Consider the following 20,289-nt stretch of genomic DNA (forward strand, 5'->3'; position numbering starts at 1 on the left):
TAAAAAATGAAATAAGGAGAAAAAATGGGCGAAGAGAAAAATTCTAATCTCAGTAAGAGTTATCTTCTGGGCATATCGCTTGCAGCGGCTCTGGGCGGGCTGCTTTTCGGTTACGATCTTGTTGTAATCGGGGGAGCTAAGGAATTTTACGAATTAACCTTCGGTCTCAGCAGTCCGGTTATTAAGGGCTGGGCAGTTAGCAGCTGCATAGTAGGCTGCATAGTTGGTGCGTTTTTTGTCGGCAAGCCTGCTGATTTGTTCGGCAGAAAGATGATGCTTTCCATCGCTGCAATCCTTTTCTTGATTTCAGCAGTTGGTTCTGGATATGCACCTTCATTCTTACAATTTATAATATACCGAATAATCGGAGGTATTGGCATGGGGATGGCTTCCACAATCTCTCCAATGTATATCTCTGAGCTCTCGCCTGAATCTATACGAGGTAGGTTTGTTTCCCTGCAGCAGCTCAACATCGTTATTGGCATTCTTCTTGCCCAGCTGGTAAATTATCTCATTCTGAAATCACATCCAATCCCGGAAGACGTAAGCGGGGCGGCTTTGCTTGACACATGGAACGGGCAAACCGGCTGGCGTTTGATGTTTCTTGCTGAAGGGTTCTGGGCGCTCCTGTTTTTCTTTTGCATGCTCTTTGTGCCCCACAGTCCAAGGTGGCTTTGTAAGGTTGAGAGAGAAGAGGAAGCAGGAAATGTTCTCAGGCGAATCGGGGGTGAGGATTATTCCAAAATGTATCTCGCTGATATCAAAGATTCACTTAAAGGCGGGCATCATATAAATGAGTTTGCCGAAATCCTTAAACCTAAAGTAGCAAAGATTGTTGTTGTGGGGATTTTTATTGCGATTTTTTCACAGTGGTGCGGGATTAATGTAATTTTCAACTATGCCCATGATATTTTCAAAGCAGCCGGCTATAATGTCAGCGGCGTGCTCTTTAATCTGCTTATTGTAGGTATAACGAATTTCCTGTTTACAATTGTAGCGATGGTTTCGATAGACAAGCTTGGAAGAAAGAAGCTTATACTTGCAGGTGCAGTAACTCTCGGAGTATCCTATACACTCCTTGGGGTTTGTTTTAATATCGGCAGCCAAGGGATCCATGTGCTTGGTCTAGTGCTGCTTTCAATAGCATTTTTCGCCTCAAGTATCGGCCCAGTAACTTGGGTTCTTCTTTCAGAAATATTTCCAAACAAAATTCGAGGGCTTGCAACTTCAATTGCAGTTTTTGCTATGTGGATAGCTAATTTCCTGCTTGCTCTGACATTCCCAAGCTTGATTTCAAGCCTTGATTTTGACAAAACCTTCTGGCTTTATGCATCAATTTGTTTTCTGGGAGCAGTTTTTATAAAGCTGTGTGTACCTGAGACTAAAGGGAAGACCCTTGAGCAGATTGAAAGGGAGATTACTGGATAAACAAAAAGGGCGGTGCAAAGCAATTATGCAAAAAAGGAAAGGCTTAAACAGATATTTAGTAAGTATCCCTGCTGGCAGAGAAGTTGAATTTTTAATTTCTAATCCAAAACTGAGAAGATGTAATATATTAGACAGGATCAAAGGGATGATTCTACAAATTGCGCAAATTTGCGGAATTTTTATACGAATCTGCGTTGGTTTTTGTGTAACTTATAGTATATATATAGTAAGACGGAAGCTGATTTAAAGGCTCTTAGGCTTTTTGTGCTTTTGATGTATATTTGCTTTGGTGTTTAAAAGCAGGAGCTTTGTTTAATTGGTGTTCAATTAAGTGTTTTTTATTCTTTTAAAAGAGGTGTTACAATGAAAAAAATGTTAATTGTGTTAATGTGTTTTGGCTGCATCTATGCGGCTAAAGGGGCAGATTTGCTGGAGAACTGGCAATTTGATGATGGCCTCGAAGACTGGGAGCATACTTCCAATAACAGATGGCATCATCATCTTGAAACAGAAGGCGATCTGAATTATTTTCGATTTGGCTGGACAAATGGCCTCAAAATCTGGCAGAATATGGGAACTTTTGAGGAAGACACGATCTACCGCATGAGGGTAAGAGCCAAGAACTGGGACGGCAAATGCGAGGCATTGAAGCTTGGGTTCAAAGACCAGACAACCGGCATAATGGTGGTTGATGACGAAAAGTGGTTTGAGTATGGCGGTGATAACAAATGGCCGGACCCTAATGCTGTATATCCTTGGGAAGATTTTGGCACAGAGCTTGATACTTCAAATCATCCTGAGATCGTAGGCAATTCTATGCTCACAGTTATTACCTTGAGCGATTATGAAGACCCGTGGGGGCAGTGGTGCTGGCTCGCTCTGGATTATGTGAGCGTTGTTCCCGATAAGCCGAAGGTTATGGTTCAGCCGCTTGATGATATAGCTGCGCCGGACGCTGAATTCAGTGTTGGTGTAGCGAGCTATTCACAAGTCCATTATCAATGGTATATTTCTGATGATGATATCGTCGGAGATGATACTCCCGTAGGTACAGACTCAGAAACGCTTGTTCTAACTGATGTTCCCTCGAGTGATGCGGGGAAAAAAGTTTACTGTACAGTAACTAATGAAGAAACTGCGGCTTCTGATACTTCCGAGATGGCCCTTCTGGGCGTGAAAACAAAGATGGCCCACTGGAAATTTGAAGACAATCTTAATGATGATACACCCAACGGATACGACGGAACTTTATACGCCCCTTACTCTCCTGCATTTACATCTAACGGATTAGACGGCAGCGCAATTGAATTCACCCAGACCGAGCCCAACAGAGTAGTGATTGAGGGAAGCGAAGACGATTTCAACAACTATCAGGGCGGCCTAACAGTAAGCGCATGGGTAAATACTTCCTATACTGACGATTGGCAGATAATAGCAGCGAAGGATGATAGAGACATTGACTGGAGCGGCTGGTATCTGGGCATCAATGATTCTCAGCAGGCAACTTTCTCCTTCAGAGGAAATAGTGCTTCAACAGGAAGCACGGATTTAGCAGATGGGCAGTGGCATATGGTAACAGCGGCATACAACCCTGAAACGATGGAACAGAAACTTTACGTTGACGGACTTCAAGACGCTGAAACAGTGGTTCTTGAAGATGCTCCAGCTAAAAATCCTCAGGGCGAAGTGCCTGTAGTTATTGGTGCAGAGAATATGTATTCCGATGGCCCGAGGCTTCCGTTTTATGGGTTAATGGACGATGTAAGAATATACAACTATGCCAAAGGACCGTATGAAGTGGTTGATATCTATAATGATGTTACCGAGCCAGACAGGATATTCTGCATTGAAGATGATATACCTGCTCTCGATACAACCGGTCCAGACGGCCAGCCGGACTGCAAGGTTGATATACTTGATTTTGCAGCATTAAGCGCAGATTGGATGTCTTCAGGACTGTATCCGGTTGACTGAGTTTGTGAAGTTAGAATATAAAAATAATATTGAGGTGTAAGATTATGAAATCTCTTATAACAATAATCATAGCTATAACAGTTTTAACAGCTCCTGTTCCTGCAGTGGAATTGGATTTAGTTAATAATAATTTTGACCAAGGGGAAGAAATACGCGGAGAGCTGATTTTTCCTGACGGTTGGACAGGCTTTAACTCAGTTAATAGGGTTCATTATTGTCCGAACGGAAATACATGGAAGCCGGGGTATGAAACAGTTGTAAGCAATTTGATGTACGGCTGGAATGATGGATGCGGCATAACCCAGAATGAAACTGTTTCAGGCGTAACTCTTCCTACAATTCAGCCGGACAAAGTTTACACTATGATAGCCAGAGTAAAGATGGATGAGGATTCTTCCGATGCCGGAGTTGGACTGCAGCTTAGGGATCAGGATGAAAACTCTGTAATTGTTGAGCAAGACTTCTTCAACACTGGAACTGACTGGGTTATATATGAGCTGTCTTTTGATGCTGCAGATGTAGATTATATGCATACCGCAGGGCATAAATTGGCTCCTGCTGTAAGAAACCATGGCGGTAATAACTGGCAGATGGTAGATTACGTTAAGCTCTTTGAAGGCGAAGCAGTATGGATTGCTCAGCAGCCTCAGGATGTGCTGGCAGAAGAGGGCGGAGATGCTGTATTTTCAGTTTCGCTCAACGAGCCTGTAAGCCCGGTTACTTATGAATGGTACTCATCCCCTGATAAAACTGTGGGCGATAATGACGTATTCATAGAGTCTGGAAGCTCAGAGCTTACCTTATCAAATGTTCAGATCTCAGATGCCGGAGAATACTACTACTGCGTAGTGAGCGGCAGCGATTTTTCAATCACCTCTGATACGGCTATGCTTGAAGTTCCAAGGCTTATGGCTAACTGGAAGCTCGACAGCAATCTTGAGGATTCAAGTCCAAACGGATGGGACGGCACCGCCGCAACTACTAATTTCGTTTCAGGCGGAGGCATTGACGGAGACTGCTGCCAGTTTACCAACGACCTTAATGAATCTATCGAAATCCCGGGAAGCAGCGATGCTTTCAATAACTATAATTTAGGGCTAACTGTCAGTTTCTGGCAAAAATATGACAGCCCAAACACTGATTGGGAAACGGTTATTTCAAAGAGCACTGGAAATTCAAACGGCTGGGAATTTGCAACCCATAAAGATTACCACGCTCCTCTATTCGGGTTCAGGGCAACGGGCGCGCTTAACTCTGAAATAGATATTGCGGACGGTCAGTGGCACCACGTCGTAGGTACATTTGACGGCGAGGACACCGTGAGGCTCTATGTTGACGGAGAGCTCGACCTCGAAAATACTGGTGATTTGGAAGTTACAGATAACATCACAAATGTGATGATTGGCCAGCGTAATGAAAGCGGTAAAGAAAACGAACTGGGCGGATATCTTGATGAGATCAAGGTTTATAACTATGATATAGGTGCTGAAGGCGCCCTCGATCTCTACAATGAGTATGCAGCTTCGCCAAAGACGCTCTGCATTTTAGATTATGCTCAGCAGTACGATGTTACCGGGCCCGAAGGTGAGCCGGACTGCTTAGTTGACCAAAACGATTTATATGTACTCCTCATAAACTGGCTTGAGGATAACACATATCCTCAGGTAGATTAGTTTTCAGTTTATTTAAGGCCCCGCTTTATGCGGGGCCATTTTCCCCGAAATTCTGCACGCAATGTTTATATAGATTTATGCACATCTTCACTGAAAGAATTGACTATGTTGAAAAAACTTCTTCTTTTTATTGGCATATTTGCAGTTTCATTTTTTGCCGTTTCGCAGGCTTCAACCCCTTGGCTCCACTGGAAACTCGACCAGAATTCAGGGAAAGCAGCTTTTGATTCCAGCGGAAACCGCCGAGAAGCAAATCTCTACGGACAAACCTTCAAGGATAATTCTTCGGAAGGTATCGTGGGTTCTTCCCTTCTTTTCGATGGGAGTTCAGAGTCTGCTTCTTATCATTTTTCTTCATCCGAGTTTGAGGAATATACAATTTGTTTCTGGGTGAAAGCCGCAAGCTTATCCCAAAAGCAATACTGTGCTCCGCTTAACACTTACGGGGCTTCCTCTAACGGTTTTCAGATAGATGTAGATGGAAGCAGCCCGGGGAACTACCGCTATATCAGCGGCAGCGGCGAAATAATAATGGGCTCAGCTCAAAAGCAATGGGTACACCTTGCCGTATCAGGAACTGAGAGCGAAACAAAAGTTTACTATAACGGAACTTTTGCCGGTTCAAAGACCCTGAGCGATAATATTTTCAACCAAATAGCTATAGGTGTAAACAGGAACGGCAGCAGATTTTTCAATGGTTATATTGATGATGTGCAGGTGTATGACAGGAAACTCAGCAACAGCGAAATACATTACATCTATGCAAATCCCGGAGAAGTAGTTTCGCCTGAGCCTGCTGTATATAACATCCGCCCCGAAGATGGAGAGGTTGGCTTTCCTTCTGGTGCAAATCTCACATGGGACACTGCCGGCTGTTATCTGTTTGAACCGAAATTCGATATTTACTTCGGGCAGACTGCACAGTCTCTTGAGAAGATTCGAGGCAGTTATGAAAGCAAGTCTTTGGATTACCCTCTCTCCGCCGGGAATCGTTATTACTGGCGGATTGATATTATTGATGATAATGACAGCGTCCATCAGGGCAGTTTGAGAAGTTTCGTAACATTCAGCAGCAGTCTTGAACTGCTCAATTTAGGATTAAACAGCTTCTCTCAGTCCGGCGAACTGTACAGCACTCAGGACAGTTCGGTTTTGAATAATGAAGTTTATATTCCCCAAGCCCCACAGCTTGAGGATGGAGTAAGCGGGAAGGCCTTTAGCTTTACAAAGGACAACAGAAACGAGCTTTCTTGCAGCCTTGGCCAGAAATCTTTTGCCAAAGGCGAAAACTGGTCATTAAATATGTTCCTGAAAATCGATTCTGAAAATGATTCATGGACAAGGATGGTTGGCCTCGGCACACAGACCCAGCACGGACTTTACATCCTTGAAGATTACAAACTGGGTTTTATATATGATATGGATTATATCGTAAAGACCAGTTCAAGATTGGTGCCTGAGAGATGGTATATGCTCACTTTGATTAAAGACGGAGAAAAAATAAAGCTGTATATCAACGGCAGATTAGAATCTGATGAGCCTTATGAAAACCTGAAAAATGAGGATTATGATTTTCTGCCATATTATTCTCAGTTTACACAGTTTCAAGGGGCTGTTGATGAATTCAAAATTTTCGCAGGTGCAATAACGGATTCTAAAATCGAGCAGGAGTTGGAAATTCTTGCAGGGAATACCGAGATCAGCTCAAATTTTACTCCGGACAGAAACATATTAAGTATTTTCGCCTCCGAGTGGCTCAGTGAGCTTTCTCACGACCAAGCCATTCCTTCTGGAGATTTGAATTTATATTCAGATCTTTGCTGCTATGCAAGTGATTATAACTGGGATAATAGGGTTGATATTTTAGATTATTCTGTTTTCGCCTTCAACAAACGCTTTTTGAAATAAAGGAAAATTAATGAAACGAAGAGAGTTCTTTAAGTGTATCGGTGCTTTCGGTGCAGTATGTCTTTCTCCCCAGCTTTCATTGAGTGAAATCGCTGCGGAAGGTCTTTCAAAGCCCAATATCGTATTAATGCATATTGACGACCTTGGCTGGGCGGATGTAGACTATAAAGCCCCCCATGATTATTATGAAACTCCCAACATAGATGCGTTAAAACAATCTGGGATGGAATTCAATAACGGCTATGCCGCAGCTGCTTTATGCTCTCCTACAAGAGCGGCTCTTATGACAGGCAGGTATCCGGCGAGGACGGGAGTAACAAATTTCATCAGCAGGCCGAATGTTACCGAAAACCCCGAGGGCTACATCAGCTCTGCTTCGATGGAGTATAAAACGCCTAAAAGATACCAGTTTCTTGAGCTGGAAGAGGTAACTATTGCTGAAATTCTCGCACCGGCTGGTTATGATACTTACCACCTCGGCAAATGGCATTTAGGTACTTCAGAGCCTTACACTCCTGATAAGCAGGGCTTTGAAGTTCAAATGATGGGCGAATGCCACAGGGATTATTTTGATCCATACGATTGCGACTCTCTGCCTGACAGGAAGGAAGGGGAGTACCTGACAGACAGGCTCACAGACGAAGCCGAAGCCCTGATGCGTACTTCCAGAGATAAAGGCAAACCATTCTTTCTCCATTTAGCTCATCACGCTGTTCATACCCCCATACGGGCAAGACAGGACTATATAGATTATTTCAAGGCAAAGCCCAAGCCCTCAGGCTGGGAACACCTTGACCATGTATATGCTGCTATGATTAAAAGCGTTGATGATTCGGTTGGTGATATTATCTCTAAAATTGATGAACTGGGGATTTCAGAGAATACTTTTGTGGTGTTTACATCAGACAACGGCGGCCACCAGCCCGTATCAGACAATACCCCATTGAGAGAAGGCAAAAGATGGCCCTATGAGGGAGGGATACGGGAGCCTTGGATATTCAAATGGGACGGCGTTATACAGCGCGGCTCGGTTTGCGAATATCCAATATGCAGCATAGATGTGCTGCCTACATTATGCGATTTAGCGGGCGCTGATCTGCCTTCGGGAGTTGATATTGACGGGGTAAACATCACCCCGCTGCTCAAACAGCAGCAGCAACTGCCGCAAAGAGATTTGTTCTGGTATTTCCCGCATTACATCTCTGACTACACAGGCGAAATTGCTCCGTTTGCTGTTATCCGCAGCGGAAAGTGGAAGATGATCAGGTGGTATGATTCCCACAAGCCCAGCGAGCTTTATAATCTTGACGCTGATCTTTCTGAAACTAACAACTGCGCTGGACTATATCCGGAAAAGGTGTTAGATTTCGAGCTGCGGATCGAGAGGTGGATTATTGAAGTAGATGCAAAAAGGCCGCTCAAAAATGAGAATTACGACGACGGCCGCCCAGGTAAAGAAAACGTATTCATCGGTTAAAATAAATTAAGGCTTTATATAAATGAAATATTTTGTGTTCACTAAATCTTCTGTTGCAAGTTTCTTCATTTGCGCTCTTTTGCTTACAGCTCTAATCGGTTCTGTCTCAGCTTCTACTCAGATTACTCTTGATTCTTCAGATGCCGGCAGGAGATACGACGGAATCGGGGTTGTATCAGCAGGCGGAAACGCAAGGCTTTTTGACGATTACCAAGAGCCGTATAAGAGTGATGTCCTTGATCTGCTCTTTAAGCCAAAATTCGGCGCATCTCTGCAGGTATTCAAAGCCGAAATCGGCGGGAGCACAAGCTCAACATCAGGCGCAGAGCCTTCTCATGCAATTACCCGAGATGAGCTTGATTCACCAGTATCCAGAGGCTATGAGCTGTGGCTTATGAGGCAGGCTAGAAACAGAAATCCTGAGATAATGCTCGGCTGTCTGCCGTGGGCATATCCATACTGGCTCGATGGCGAGGAATGTATAAGCTGCTTTTGCTGCCCAACTCAGGACACCGCTGACTATTATGTCTCGTTTTTAGACCTTGCCGCAGATGAATGGGGACTGAGCTTTGATTTTGTAGGTGCGCCTCAGAATGAAAAAAATATGGAATACCCCAAAGACCTGGACTGGATTGCCAACACCCTTAAGCCAACTTTGGTTGAGGCCGGTTACGACTTACCGATTATCGCTCCTGACGGAGGTTACCACGCTCTGGATGTTTTTAACCATTTGGATGACGACCCAGCTTACGATGAAGTTATAGATTATGTGGGCGTTCACCGGCCGATACAGAAGGACAGAATGCCGAGCGAATCTATAATAAATTCCGGCAAAACCCTCTGGGACAGCGAGGATTCCGCCGGCAACGGCACATGGCACGGCGCCAGAGGCATAGTGAGCAGAATGAATCAGATTTACATCGATGGGCGGATTACTCAGATGCTAATATGGCCGCCTCTGGATGGGGCTTACGAGGGAGTTCACTGCACTAATACAGGTTTGATAAAAACCCAAACCCCGTGGTGCGGCTATTATGAGATTTCACCATCAATATGGGCAATAGCACATTACACCCAGTTTACAGAACTGGGCTGGGAATATATGAATGATGCGTGCGGCAAGCTCTCCGGTGAAGGCAATTATGCGGCTTTGAAATCGCCGGATGCGGAAGATTTTACAGTTGTAGTTTATTCAGAAAACTCAGAGCAGCTTGATTTTGATATATCCGGATTCAGCGCCGATAAGCTCAGCGTTTGGAGAACGCAAAAACGAAATTCATTTGTTCGTATGAATGATATTGCTGTATCTTCAGGGAACTTCTCGATTGCCTGCGAGCCTGATTCAATTTATACGATTTCCACTACATCAGGACAAACTAAAGGCTCTCCGTCAAATCCAATACCTGAATATGAAGATTTCCCTTTCCCCTATTCTGAAGATTTCGAACAGTATGCTGAGGGGGAAACCCCTGATTATCTTGCCGATATGCAGGGTACATTCGAAACAGCTCCCTCAAAAGCAGGCAGAAACGGTATTTCACTTCAGCAGATACTCCCTGCAATGGGCGATTACACATGGATATACACTGGAGAAGAGCCCCCTGCTGCAATGACGCTTTTCGGTGAAATGCAGTGGAGCAACTACGAGTTTTCCTCGGATGTCTTTGTAGAGCAGGAATTTGTGCATATTTCCGTTCGGAAGGGCGATACACAGAAACACGCAGGCTATGCGCTTGTATTGAATAAAAACGGGAAATGGAAACTTAGTTTCGACAATGTTTTAGAAAAGGACAGCGTATTAGTAAGCGGAACAGTTCCCGACTTTAACGGCGATATCTGGCACAATCTCAAAATTCGTGTGGCTGAAAACAAATTAGCCGGTTATCTTGATGGCCGCAAACTCTTTACTATTGAGGATGATTCAAGAGATAAAGGCCAGCCTTGTTTAGGCTCCAGTTTCGATATGAATCAATTTGATAATATACAAATCAAAAATACCGGCAGATGGAAACTAATAGACAATACATCTGAAGATATCAGCTGGAATGGTTGGTATACCTACAGCAATGAAGATTTTATTAGCGGAAATTCTCATTACACCCGTGATGGAGGAGCTGTCTCAACATTTACTTTCAACGGCAGGGCAGCAAAGATTTATGGCTCTTTAAGGGAGGATGCAGGTTTTTTTGAAGTCTATATCAATGAAGAAAAAGATGCTTTAGTCGACTGTTTCAGTGAGGAAAGACAGCTCAGCACACTGCTTTACGAAACGCCTGAGATGTCTTCAGGAGAACATACCGTTAGAATTTTGACTACCGGCGAGAAGAATACACAGAGCAGCGGAAATGCTGTGGTTATTGATGCTTTTGCTTTTACGAATGAGCCGCCTTGTACTGAAAACGAACCTGTAAATTTGAGCTTGAACTCTAACGCAGCAGCTTCAAGCGAATGGGGCGATTATTACAGTGCTGACTTGGCAGCCGATGGCGATGCGAATACAAGATGGAACAGTAAACAGGGCGATGTGAACGGTTCTTGGCTTGAGCTTTCATTCTTTGAGCCCTTTGTAGTTTCATCCGTCCGATTAAAAGAATTCCGTGATAGGGTGCTTTCGCACAAAATTCAATATTTTGATGGTATATGGAAAGACCTTGCGGAAGGCGATTATATAGGAGATCTTAAAATTCACATTTTTGAGCCGGTTAAGACTCATAAAATCCGTCTGCTTATCACTGAAGCACAAACTGTTCCGAGTATTTGTGAATTTGAAGTTTTTCCGCCTCTGAGTGATTTCAACAGAGATGGCAAAGTGAATCGTATGGATATTTACACTTTCTCCCAAAACTGGCTTGCCTATGATTGCTTTAACGCCTGCGAGTGCGGCTATTGCGATCTCCGACACGATAACAGGGTTGATATGTTAGACTTCTGTTTCCTTTCTTCAGATTTTCAAATAAGATAATTCCGTATAGAATCCACTCTGCGCAGTAATTTTCATTCCTATTATACCATTCTTTACCCCTCTTCGGGTTTTTAGATGCTCACTTAAATCCCCTGCCAAGTTGACAGTTGCAAAATGAGCTGGTAAATGATATGTGTTTCTGAAATTAGTTAAGTTATTGTCATTGAATATCTTGTGGAAATATCGAAGTAGCTTTGGAATTGTGGCATATTTGTTGCTTTTTCGCTTGCAGGTATTTATGAATAATAACTTATAAATTAATAGGAGTTTAATACAGATGAAGCTTAAACCACTATCAGACAATGTTTTACTTAAAAGAGTAGAAGAGTCTGCGGTAACTGCCGGCGGTATTGTACTGCCTGATTCTGCAAAGGAGAAGTCCAGCAGAGGCGAGGTTATTTCAACCGGCCCCGGCAAGCTCAATGATGATGGGACAACCTCAGAGATGAAGGTAAAGAAGGGTGACGTAGTGATCTTTGAAAGCTATGCCCCGAGAGAGGTAAAACTGGACGGAGAAGAGTATTTAATTGTAGATCAGTCGAGTATTATTGCGGTTATAGAAGACTGAATCGTAAGCAGAAATTTGATTTTAAAGGCTTTATAGCTGGAGGATTAATAAAAGATGGCAGCAAAAAAGATTGCTTTTGAAAATGAAGCCCGTTCGGCGATTCTTGAAGGCGTTAAGAAACTCTCAAACGCCGTAAAGATTACGCTCGGGCCGTGCGGAAGAAACGTGGTTCTCGAAAAATCTATGGGCTCTCCAACTGTTACCAAAGACGGTGTTACAGTGGCAAAGGAAATTGAGCTTGAGGATTCTTACGAGAATATGGGCGCTCAGATGGTTAAGGAAGTGGCTTCCAAAACAAGCAACGTTGCGGGCGACGGTACTACAACTGCAACGATTATGGCTGAAGCTATTTTTACCGAAGGCCTGAAGAACATTACAGCCGGCGCAGACCCTATGAAAGTTAAGAGAGGGATTGACGCCGCTGTTGAGGCTATAGTTGAGCAGCTCAGGAAGAAATCTATCACTATAGAATCTTCCAAACAGATTGAACAGGTTGCACGTTGCTCGGCAAATCACGACCCTGGAATCGGGAAAGTGCTTGCCAAGGCGATGGATAAGGTCGGCAAAGACGGCGTTATCACCGTTGAGGAAGGTCAGTCTCTTGAGACAACTGTAGATCTTGTAGAAGGTATGCAGTTCGACAAAGGCTACCTCAGCCCCCATTTTGTAAACAACACAGAAAATATGACAGTGAACCTCGATAAGCCTTATGTGCTTATCCACGAGAAGAAAATCAGCTCTGTGAAGAATCTTGTTCCGATTTTGGAGAAGGTCTCTAAACAGGGCAAGCCGCTTCTGATTATTGCAGAGGACATTGAGGGCGAAGCCCTTACAACTCTCGTTGTAAACAAGCTCAGAGGCATTTTGAACGTAGCTGCTGTTAAGGCGCCCGGCTTTGGAGACCGCAGAAAGGCTATGCTTCAGGATATCGCCGTCCTAACAGGCGGACAGGCGATTATGGAAGACCTCGGCATTCAGCTTGAGAATGTAGAGCTCGCTCAGCTCGGTATGGCCAAGAAGGTTACTATCGATAAAGACAATACTACAATTGTTGAGGGCGGCGGAAGCAGCGAAGATATCTCTGCAAGGATCGAACAGATCAAAAACGAGTACAACATATCAACAAGCGATTATGATAAAGAAAAGCTTCAGGAACGTCTTGCCAAGCTCTCCGGCGGCGTGGCTCAAATTAACGTGGGCGCTGCTACCGAAGCTGAGATGAAAGAGAAGAAGGCGAGAGTGGAAGATGCCCTTCATGCCTGCAGGGCTGCTGTAGAGGAAGGCATTCTCCCCGGCGGCGGCGTTTCAGCTCTGGGAGCTATAAAGAATATCGGTTCGCTCAAGCTCAAAGGTGATGAGCAGGTAGGTGCTGATATTGTTAAAAGGGCGGTTTTTGCCCCGATTAAGCAGATCGCAAAGAACGCAGGGCTCGACGGTTCTATCGTTTCTCAGAAGGTTTATGAAAACGACGAGCCGAACTTCGGCTATAACGCCCTCACGAAAGAGTACGGCGATATGATCGATTTCGGCGTTATCGTGCCTACCAAGGTGGAAAGAAGCGCTTTACAGAATGCTGCTTCAATTGCTTCTCTGCTTCTTACAACAGATGCAGTAGTAAGCGATATACCTGATGATAAAGACTCCTCAGGCGGCGGGATGCCCGGCGGCGGAATGATGTAATAAGCAAAATTGGCGGGGCGGATAATTATGCCCCGCTTTCTTTTTTCCTTGAGAAATACGCGAAACTGCGTTAAGCTTTGGAGAATTATAAGAGTATTTAGCGGAGGAAGGGAGACAAGAATTGAGATCAGACTTTAAATTTTATTCAGATATGATAGGTAATGCCACTAAGAAGGTAGCAGGGATATTCCTTGCAGTTGGCTTAGCTCTTCTTGGTTTCAGCATACTTCTGTTTGTATTCAAAATGGTATTTATTTTCATTGCTGCCGCTGTATTTATCGCTGCGGGGATATGGTGTGTTGGAACAGCCATAAAGATTTTTATGAGCGTAGGCGGCTCTAAATACAGAGATTCGGAGCAAACCGAGTATCGCGAAAACGTTCGGATCCATTATCATAACAGGTAAAATCAGCAGTTAATTATCCCAGCAAGCGCCTTCAAAGCTCTCAGCCCGCCTCTAACTTTCTGTCATCTGCCCTAAGCTTTGAAACCTGCATTATTTCCCCCGTTGGAATCGGAGTATCACGGAGAAGTATAAAAATTAGACAGGATTAAACTGCCGAGCGCGTAGGCCAGCAGCAGTTTAATCGCTTCTTATTTTACAGGACAATTCTTTGCATTGTTTTCCTAATTGCCGATCATCTTAATCACAATTCTTTAACGTTAATCTTCAATAATTGGCTCAATCTCCGCAACAGCAACTGATGCATCACTGCTATTAGTACTCAGCTTTTTAAATTTCAAAAAGCGCCCCTTACGAGGGCTGGAGAAATGAATCGTCTCTCTTTTTTCTGATCCATCAAAGCTGCCGGAATGAAGGGCATCGCTCCATGTTTTACCATCCATGCTGACGGAGATTTCATAATCCTTAACCCGAACATGAGCCGCATCCTGCCGCGGCAGATAGGTCATACCGTTAATCACTTCTTTTTCCCCAAGGTCGATGATAATCTCCTGCGGCATTTTTTTGTTGTTTTTCCAAGGAGAATGCCAGAATGTCTTTTCGTTACCATCAATTGCTTTCAATACCTCATAGCCGGCAGCGGAATCGGATGCGGTTGTCCCGTCGATCATTTTTAATCGTAACGGATCCATAAACAGCTCTGACAGGGAGTCGATATCAATCGTTTTGGCTGGTTTGAAGGATTTGCTCTTCATGTAATTAACCAGACTTTTTCTAAGTTGGCGGGCTGCAGGGCGATTTTTCAGGTCATTGAGAATATCGATCGAGCAGACCATTAGCTTGCCCCGCCCGACTTCTGCTTCCATTAGCAAACCGAGACGGCGCGGATTAGTCCAATCATCAATAGGCTCAACGATCGCTTTATAATTCTTCGGTAATGAATTAATGACAAGCGGTTTGGAGTTTTCAAGCAGATCATACCATTGCCAATTTGTATAGTTCTGGGTTGGAAAATCCGCGAGTGCAGGATGCTGGTTATCGCAGTAAATACCCACCGTATGAACTGAACTGCTGCTGAACATAATTCGTGTCCAGAAGATCGGAGTAAAGCTGCCTTTTGTATTTCCTGCGACGCTTTCGGGACGAGGAACAAGAAGAACAGTCTTTCCTTTATTTAATTTTTGAATGGTCTCGTCGTTCCATAACTGGCTTACGATGATTTCATTCGATTTCATTTCTGCCGGTTTTTCGTTGGGATACACCCACATATCCCATGAATTCTCATTATCAAGCCCTTCAAGCTTCACGCTTAAATTAACTTGAGAGGCTTCTGTGATTGAGGAAAGAGGCTCTTTTATATTGCCAGCAGTGGTTACATAACCTGTCGGCAGGTCAATTGGGCCAAAACTGCCTTTGCCGATTATTTTGCCTTTTTTATCGGTCAGGTTCCATTTAACAATTTTTTCTTCCAAATCTTTGGGGCCGTAATGGGAGATCATAACTTGAGCTTCAAGATCCTGATCGCTTTCCCATACAAAGCTGTCGAATCGGGCCAGCGGCGTAGTTACATTACAGAACTTGTTATACTCTTCTGTTGTTACATAGCCTTTGCTTTCCCAGAATTCATCAAAAGAACCAACGGGTGCATAACCCTGACCGGGAAAATCCCGCAGATCGAGCATCTGAACACCTCCATATCCAGGTGTTCGCAAAGCTGCTTCCCATGTTGACTTATACAACAGTGTCTGGAACTTCCCTGAAGCCATATAATAATCTTCATAGCGGTTCAGGGTGCCCCTGTCCCGCATAAAATCTTCGTAGATATCAAGGTAATATGGGTGCAGGCTGCCCTTGTATTTTTTGCGTACATCGAAATTGGGTAAGGTTGCCCACTGCCCGTCTTCGTGTGTGATAATCGGAATATCACTGTTGTTAATAATGTTGCTGTAATCAAAATCGGTGTCTGATGCACGAACTGAATGGAGTTTTTTGTCATAAAATTTACCCTGCCCAGTAATAGCGAATTCAGCTTCCTTGCCAAAAATTTTTCTCACATTATCGGTCAGCATCGTTCCATGCGTGCCTTTTTTATAGTGCCGCAGAAGCTTATCAGCCATGTTCGAGCCTTTTTCCTGCCTCAGTTCATTACCGATGGCCATAAACGCGCAAGAGGGATGATTCCCGTATGCCGAAAGCAGCAAGGCTCCCTCTTCGAAAAGCCAATCGTCGGTGGTCTGGTCATTACCAAGACCAACCCACATTGCCATTTCTGATTGAAGCAAAATCCCTACATCATCGGCGGCCTCAAAGGCGGCCTCGGGCGGACACCATGAATGGTAACGGACATGGTTTAGCCCGCAGGATTTTGCCATTTTATATATTTCGACCCAGCTTTCTTTGTCCATCGGCGGGTAGCCTGTGTTCGGAAATATACAGCAGTCCAGTGTGCCGCGTAAAAACAGATTCCGGCCGTTTATCTTTAACTGATTGCCGTCTGCATAAATGCGGCGAAGTCCAAATGTTGTCTCATAGCCATCTTCATTCATTTCTCCTGTCGGTATGGTTTGCAGTTGACAACTTAACGTATAGACAGCAGGCGTAAACTCATCCCACAAAACGGCGTTTTTGCCCATCGCATAAATTTTTTCGACGTCAATATTCTTTCCGGCTGGTATCCTTGCAGTGAACGTTTTGGAGGGAGCCTGATGGCCTTCGCCGTAATTTGTTTTAGCCTGATAATTTACACGAACCTGAACAGCTTTATCAGAGGAATTATTCAAATCAAAAACGACTTTAGCGGCTGGGTTTTCAGTGTCAATTGTATCAACGGACACTTGATCGATGTGTACCAAGGGACGCGACTCAAGATACATATCTCCGATGATCCCGTTCCAGTTGCTCTGCGTGTGGTCTGATATGTTATGGCCGCCCGCACCAACATTGATATCTTTGATGCGATTGTCCACCCGAACGGTTATACGATGTTTGCCGGGAGTGAGATAATCGGAGAGATTGTACTGGTGGGGTGCTGAAATTGAGTTTTGCATTCCTACACGTTTGTTGTCCACCCAAAGCTGCGTTTCCCAGTGAACGCGTTCCAGGTGCAGAAGGATTGTTGTGTTTTTCCATTCATTAGGGATTTCGACGTCTTTTTGATACCACGCTGCTCCGACATAAACGCGGTCAGGCGTCCACCACATCGACTGGCGATAGAGCCCGTTTTTAACGACATAAGGCTCGAATTGCTCGATTTTGTTGACACGTCTGGTATAGCTGCCGTCAACGGTCCATTTGGTATCAACACTCGGAATCTCACCGAATCCCTGCTCTTGGAGCGAACCGGGTAGTTGCAGTTTGCCGCTGAGCTGCTTCGAAAACCACTTTTCTGATACTCCAGCATCATTCGCGTCTAATGAAAAACGCCACTGACCGGATAAATCAATATTTTGGGCGCTTACACATATAGCAGCTATAAAAATTGCTGCGGTTTGAAAGTACTTCATAAAAACCTCTCTTCACTGATATTCATCTTGTAAATTTCAAAATTCATAAAAGTAGATTGTACCAATAAAATATGGGGCGGCTACGCATAATTGTATAAAAAAATCGCAAATATGTGCAGACAAGAGATGATAAAAGCGGCTTGGGAGTAAGCCGGTAGTGACAATACTTTCTGTAAATTCGGGTAGATTATTCTGTGCTTAGGGTGAGCAAAGCGAAGGCCTATAGGCAGTTCGTGAAATGTGCGTTCCACGCTTCTTTGCGGATTATGCTGCGGGAATTGCAGACCGGGCAGCGTACATACTTAGGCGAAATAACTGCAGAAAATATGGTCTTGCCCCGAAAAAATCTGTACTTATGTGTTGAACTCCTCGAATACCAAAGCTATGATATAAGAATGAAGTTGACATGGTGCTAACTCCTTGAAATAAATGGTTTATTTTTTCCATTTATGACAGCGCCATGTCTTTCTTTTTGCAATAAAGTATGCGTTTTTCGGAAGAACCAAAAAAATATTTTCATTTGAACGCCCATTTCCTCATACTTTAATAAATATGTGTTCGGGATATCTGTTAAATGAATGAAGACTCTCAAAGAACGGAAGAATTTGTAAGGCTGCTCTCTTCAAACCGCGGCAGACTGTACGCTTATATTATGAGCTTTGTAGCAAATCACAATGATGCTGATGACATACTTCAGGAAACCACCACTACCATGTGGCGAAAGTTCGAGCAATTTGAGCTGGGCTCTGATTTTCTTGCTTGGGCAGCAACTATTGCCTATTATAAAATCCTCGAACACAGAAAAAGGGCAGCAAAGGAATCACGGCTTCAGTTTTGTGATGAGCTCTTCGAGCAGATTAACTTAAGCTCTCTCAAATCTTGCAGAGATGCAGATGCCTACACTGCCCAGCTTCAGGAAAGTATCCAGACTCTGTCCGAGAAGGATAAAGAATTATTGAGGCAGAGATACTGGGACCAGCTGAGTGTGAATGAAATCTCAAAGAGGACAGGCAAAACCGTGAGGGCTATATACTACAACCTCGGCAGGATTCACAGCCTGCTTGCCAAGAGGGTTAAGAGGGGGGTAAACTGGCAGTGAACAATCAGATTTACAAAGAGCTTAGAGCATTAACGATAAAGATATTAGAGCAGAACGCCTCTGAAAGAGAATTCAGACGCTTAGAAGAGATACTTAAAGACGACCCTGCTGCTCAGCGACATTATACAGAGCTCTTGAAAGTTAATACTGCTCTGGAGGATGCGGAGGCCAAGGGGGTTGAAAGTCATTTTGAAGCTGTTGCGCAAGTCGAGCAGGGCAGAGCAAGGGCGTTTGATAAAAGCAGCGTTGTTTTCCGAAGCAAGATGAAAGGTTCAAAAAGAAGCTTTGACTTTTCAATTCCGGAATCCAAGAAGAATGAATTTCTCAGAAGGCTTCATCTAACCGCAGCGTGGTTTGCTGCCGGTGCAGCGGTAGTTTTGCTGGTACTGCTGATAAATTCCCGTCCTGAGCATAACAGTTATCAGGTGGCTGCTGTTGATAAGCTTACTGGTGAAAACATTGGGCTGCGTGAAGGCGGGAAGATTTTTAACACAGATCCTTCCGTGAAGCTTTCTGATGGTCAGGCAGCACAGCTTTACACTGCTTATGGAGCTAAGGTTCTGGTGGAGGGGCCTGCTGAGTTTTCTATGTCTGATTCAGAGCAGCTTGAGCTTGCCTCAGGCAGGGTATTCTGCAGCGTTCCGCAAAATGCGCTCGGTTTCAGAATAAACAGCGAGAAACTCCGCATAACAGACCTCGGCACCCAATTCGGCCTTGAAATAGCTTCGAACGGTATGAATCATCTTCAGGTTTACAAGGGGAAAGCCTCGATTATCTCAGGCAAAGAGGGGCAGAGCGTGGAGAGCCGCATCCTCGAGGACGGAGGAGCGGTAAGAGTGAGCGCAGAGGGACGAATTGAGAACGCCGAATTCAGCAGTCATCATTTCGCAAGGGAACTCAGCAGCTCAAGCGGTATTCTTTGGCGAGGGCAGAATTTTTCTCTCGCTTCTGTAATAGGCGGGGCAAACGGCCTCGAAGCCGGCAGGAAAAATATGGCCCTTACGTTCAAAAATTGGAAGCTCCAGCACAACAGCGAATACGGGCACTTGCAGTATTGGGACGGCTTCTCAATGTGGAACAGGATAGACCATATTCCATATATCGATTCAGTCTTTTCGACAAGGAGCAACGGCGCCAGCACCCTTTCAACCACCGGACTGAAATATAATTTTCCGCCTTCCAGGGGCGATATGTTTGTGGGCTTTTCCAACGGTATGGTGAATTGGCGAAGACCCGTCCTTGACGGGATCGATTATTCTAAAGTTGATCAGGAAGTTCTCACTTTCTGTGCGAATCTGGGAATAACATTCGATATGAACCAGATAAGGCAGAGAATCGAAGGTGTTGAAATTGTCGAATTCAAAACGAGAGTGGGGATCAATGATACTGGTATAAAAGGCCTTGCAGATATTTGGGTGCTTATCGACGGCGAGCCGGTTAGAAGAATTGAAAAAATGAAATACAGCGACCCATCCGTGGTTATCTCAGTGCCTCTAAGTCCGTCCAGCCGCTTCCTCTCGTTAGCCCTCTCCGATGGCGGCGACGAAAATGCAAACGGAGGAGACTGGGCTGTATTCGTATCTCCTGAATTAGTGCTCACGGAAAAATAATACT

12 protein-coding genes are annotated in these 20,289 nt (G+C 44.3%); 11 read left to right on the forward strand and 1 reads right to left on the reverse strand.

All coding sequences use genetic code 11. The features are described 5' to 3' along the window. Positions 1-24: 24 nt before the first annotated feature. From STSP1_RS11515 to STSP1_RS11555, 9 genes are all read left to right on the forward strand, one after another. A complete protein-coding gene (locus tag STSP1_RS11515; RefSeq protein ID WP_085756473.1) occupies positions 25-1,428 on the forward strand; it encodes a sugar porter family MFS transporter in 1,404 nt (467 codons plus the stop codon). A gap of 363 nt (positions 1,429-1,791) precedes the next feature. After that, positions 1,792-3,402: a LamG domain-containing protein gene (locus tag STSP1_RS11520; protein ID WP_085756474.1), complete on the forward strand. Its 1,611-nt coding sequence runs from the start codon at positions 1,792-1,794 to the stop codon at positions 3,400-3,402. Positions 3,403-3,446: 44 nt separating this feature from the next. After that, positions 3,447-5,075: a LamG-like jellyroll fold domain-containing protein gene (locus STSP1_RS11525; protein ID WP_085756475.1), complete on the forward strand. Its 1,629-nt coding sequence runs from the start codon at positions 3,447-3,449 to the stop codon at positions 5,073-5,075. A gap of 105 nt (positions 5,076-5,180) precedes the next feature. Then, a complete protein-coding gene (locus STSP1_RS11530) occupies positions 5,181-6,983 on the forward strand; it encodes a LamG domain-containing protein (protein WP_161491723.1) in 1,803 nt (600 codons plus the stop codon). Between the two features lie 10 nt (positions 6,984-6,993). Next, entirely contained in the window at positions 6,994-8,460 is a 1,467-nt protein-coding gene (locus STSP1_RS11535; protein WP_085756477.1) for a sulfatase, read from the forward strand. Positions 8,461-8,482: 22 nt separating this feature from the next. Beyond that, positions 8,483-11,422, forward strand: coding sequence for a discoidin domain-containing protein (locus STSP1_RS11540; protein ID WP_085756478.1), 2,940 nt, complete (start codon positions 8,483-8,485; stop codon positions 11,420-11,422). Between the two features lie 277 nt (positions 11,423-11,699). Next, the gene (locus STSP1_RS11545) at positions 11,700-11,990 is read left to right on the forward strand and encodes a co-chaperone GroES (protein ID WP_085756479.1); all 291 of its coding nucleotides are present in this window, start codon (positions 11,700-11,702) and stop codon (positions 11,988-11,990) included. Positions 11,991-12,044: 54 nt separating this feature from the next. Beyond that, a complete protein-coding gene (gene groL / locus STSP1_RS11550; RefSeq protein WP_085756480.1) occupies positions 12,045-13,670 on the forward strand; it encodes a chaperonin GroEL in 1,626 nt (541 codons plus the stop codon). Between the two features lie 121 nt (positions 13,671-13,791). Then, positions 13,792-14,076 (forward strand): hypothetical protein, encoded by a 285-nt coding sequence (locus STSP1_RS11555; RefSeq protein ID WP_085756481.1) that lies wholly within the window; start codon positions 13,792-13,794, stop codon positions 14,074-14,076. Between the two features lie 257 nt (positions 14,077-14,333). Here STSP1_RS11555 and STSP1_RS11560 read toward each other — a convergent pair whose 3' ends face one another. After that, positions 14,334-17,576 (reverse strand): discoidin domain-containing protein, encoded by a 3,243-nt coding sequence (locus STSP1_RS11560; protein ID WP_085756482.1) that lies wholly within the window; start codon positions 17,574-17,576, stop codon positions 14,334-14,336. Between the two features lie 574 nt (positions 17,577-18,150). Between STSP1_RS11560 and STSP1_RS11565 the strand changes: the two genes are divergently transcribed. Continuing rightward, positions 18,151-18,675: a sigma-70 family RNA polymerase sigma factor gene (locus STSP1_RS11565; protein ID WP_085756483.1), complete on the forward strand. Its 525-nt coding sequence runs from the start codon at positions 18,151-18,153 to the stop codon at positions 18,673-18,675. Beyond that, a complete protein-coding gene (locus tag STSP1_RS11570) occupies positions 18,672-20,285 on the forward strand; it encodes an NPCBM/NEW2 domain-containing protein (protein WP_085756484.1) in 1,614 nt (537 codons plus the stop codon). The genes STSP1_RS11565 and STSP1_RS11570 overlap by 4 nt, the downstream gene beginning before the upstream one ends. Positions 20,286-20,289: the final 4 nt, after the last annotated feature.

Source organism: Sedimentisphaera salicampi (assembly GCF_002117005.1).
Classification (GTDB): domain Bacteria; phylum Planctomycetota; class Phycisphaerae; order Sedimentisphaerales; family Sedimentisphaeraceae; genus Sedimentisphaera; species Sedimentisphaera salicampi.

Bases quoted from the DNA above. Each gene is read 5' to 3' on its own strand.
- STSP1_RS11515 (WP_085756473.1), top strand. From the start codon at position 25: ATGGGCGAAGAGAAAAATTCTAATCTCAGTAAGAGTTATCTTCTGGGC.
- STSP1_RS11520 (WP_085756474.1), top strand. From the start codon at position 1,792: ATGAAAAAAATGTTAATTGTGTTAATGTGTTTTGGCTGCATCTATGCG.
- STSP1_RS11525 (WP_085756475.1), top strand. From the start codon at position 3,447: ATGAAATCTCTTATAACAATAATCATAGCTATAACAGTTTTAACAGCT.
- STSP1_RS11530 (WP_161491723.1), top strand. From the start codon at position 5,181: ATGTTGAAAAAACTTCTTCTTTTTATTGGCATATTTGCAGTTTCATTT.
- STSP1_RS11535 (WP_085756477.1), top strand. From the start codon at position 6,994: ATGAAACGAAGAGAGTTCTTTAAGTGTATCGGTGCTTTCGGTGCAGTA.
- STSP1_RS11540 (WP_085756478.1), top strand. From the start codon at position 8,483: ATGAAATATTTTGTGTTCACTAAATCTTCTGTTGCAAGTTTCTTCATT.
- STSP1_RS11545 (WP_085756479.1), top strand. From the start codon at position 11,700: ATGAAGCTTAAACCACTATCAGACAATGTTTTACTTAAAAGAGTAGAA.
- groL (WP_085756480.1), top strand. From the start codon at position 12,045: ATGGCAGCAAAAAAGATTGCTTTTGAAAATGAAGCCCGTTCGGCGATT.
- STSP1_RS11560 (WP_085756482.1), bottom strand. From the start codon at position 17,576: ATGAAGTACTTTCAAACCGCAGCAATTTTTATAGCTGCTATATGTGTA.
- STSP1_RS11565 (WP_085756483.1), top strand. From the start codon at position 18,151: ATGAATGAAGACTCTCAAAGAACGGAAGAATTTGTAAGGCTGCTCTCT.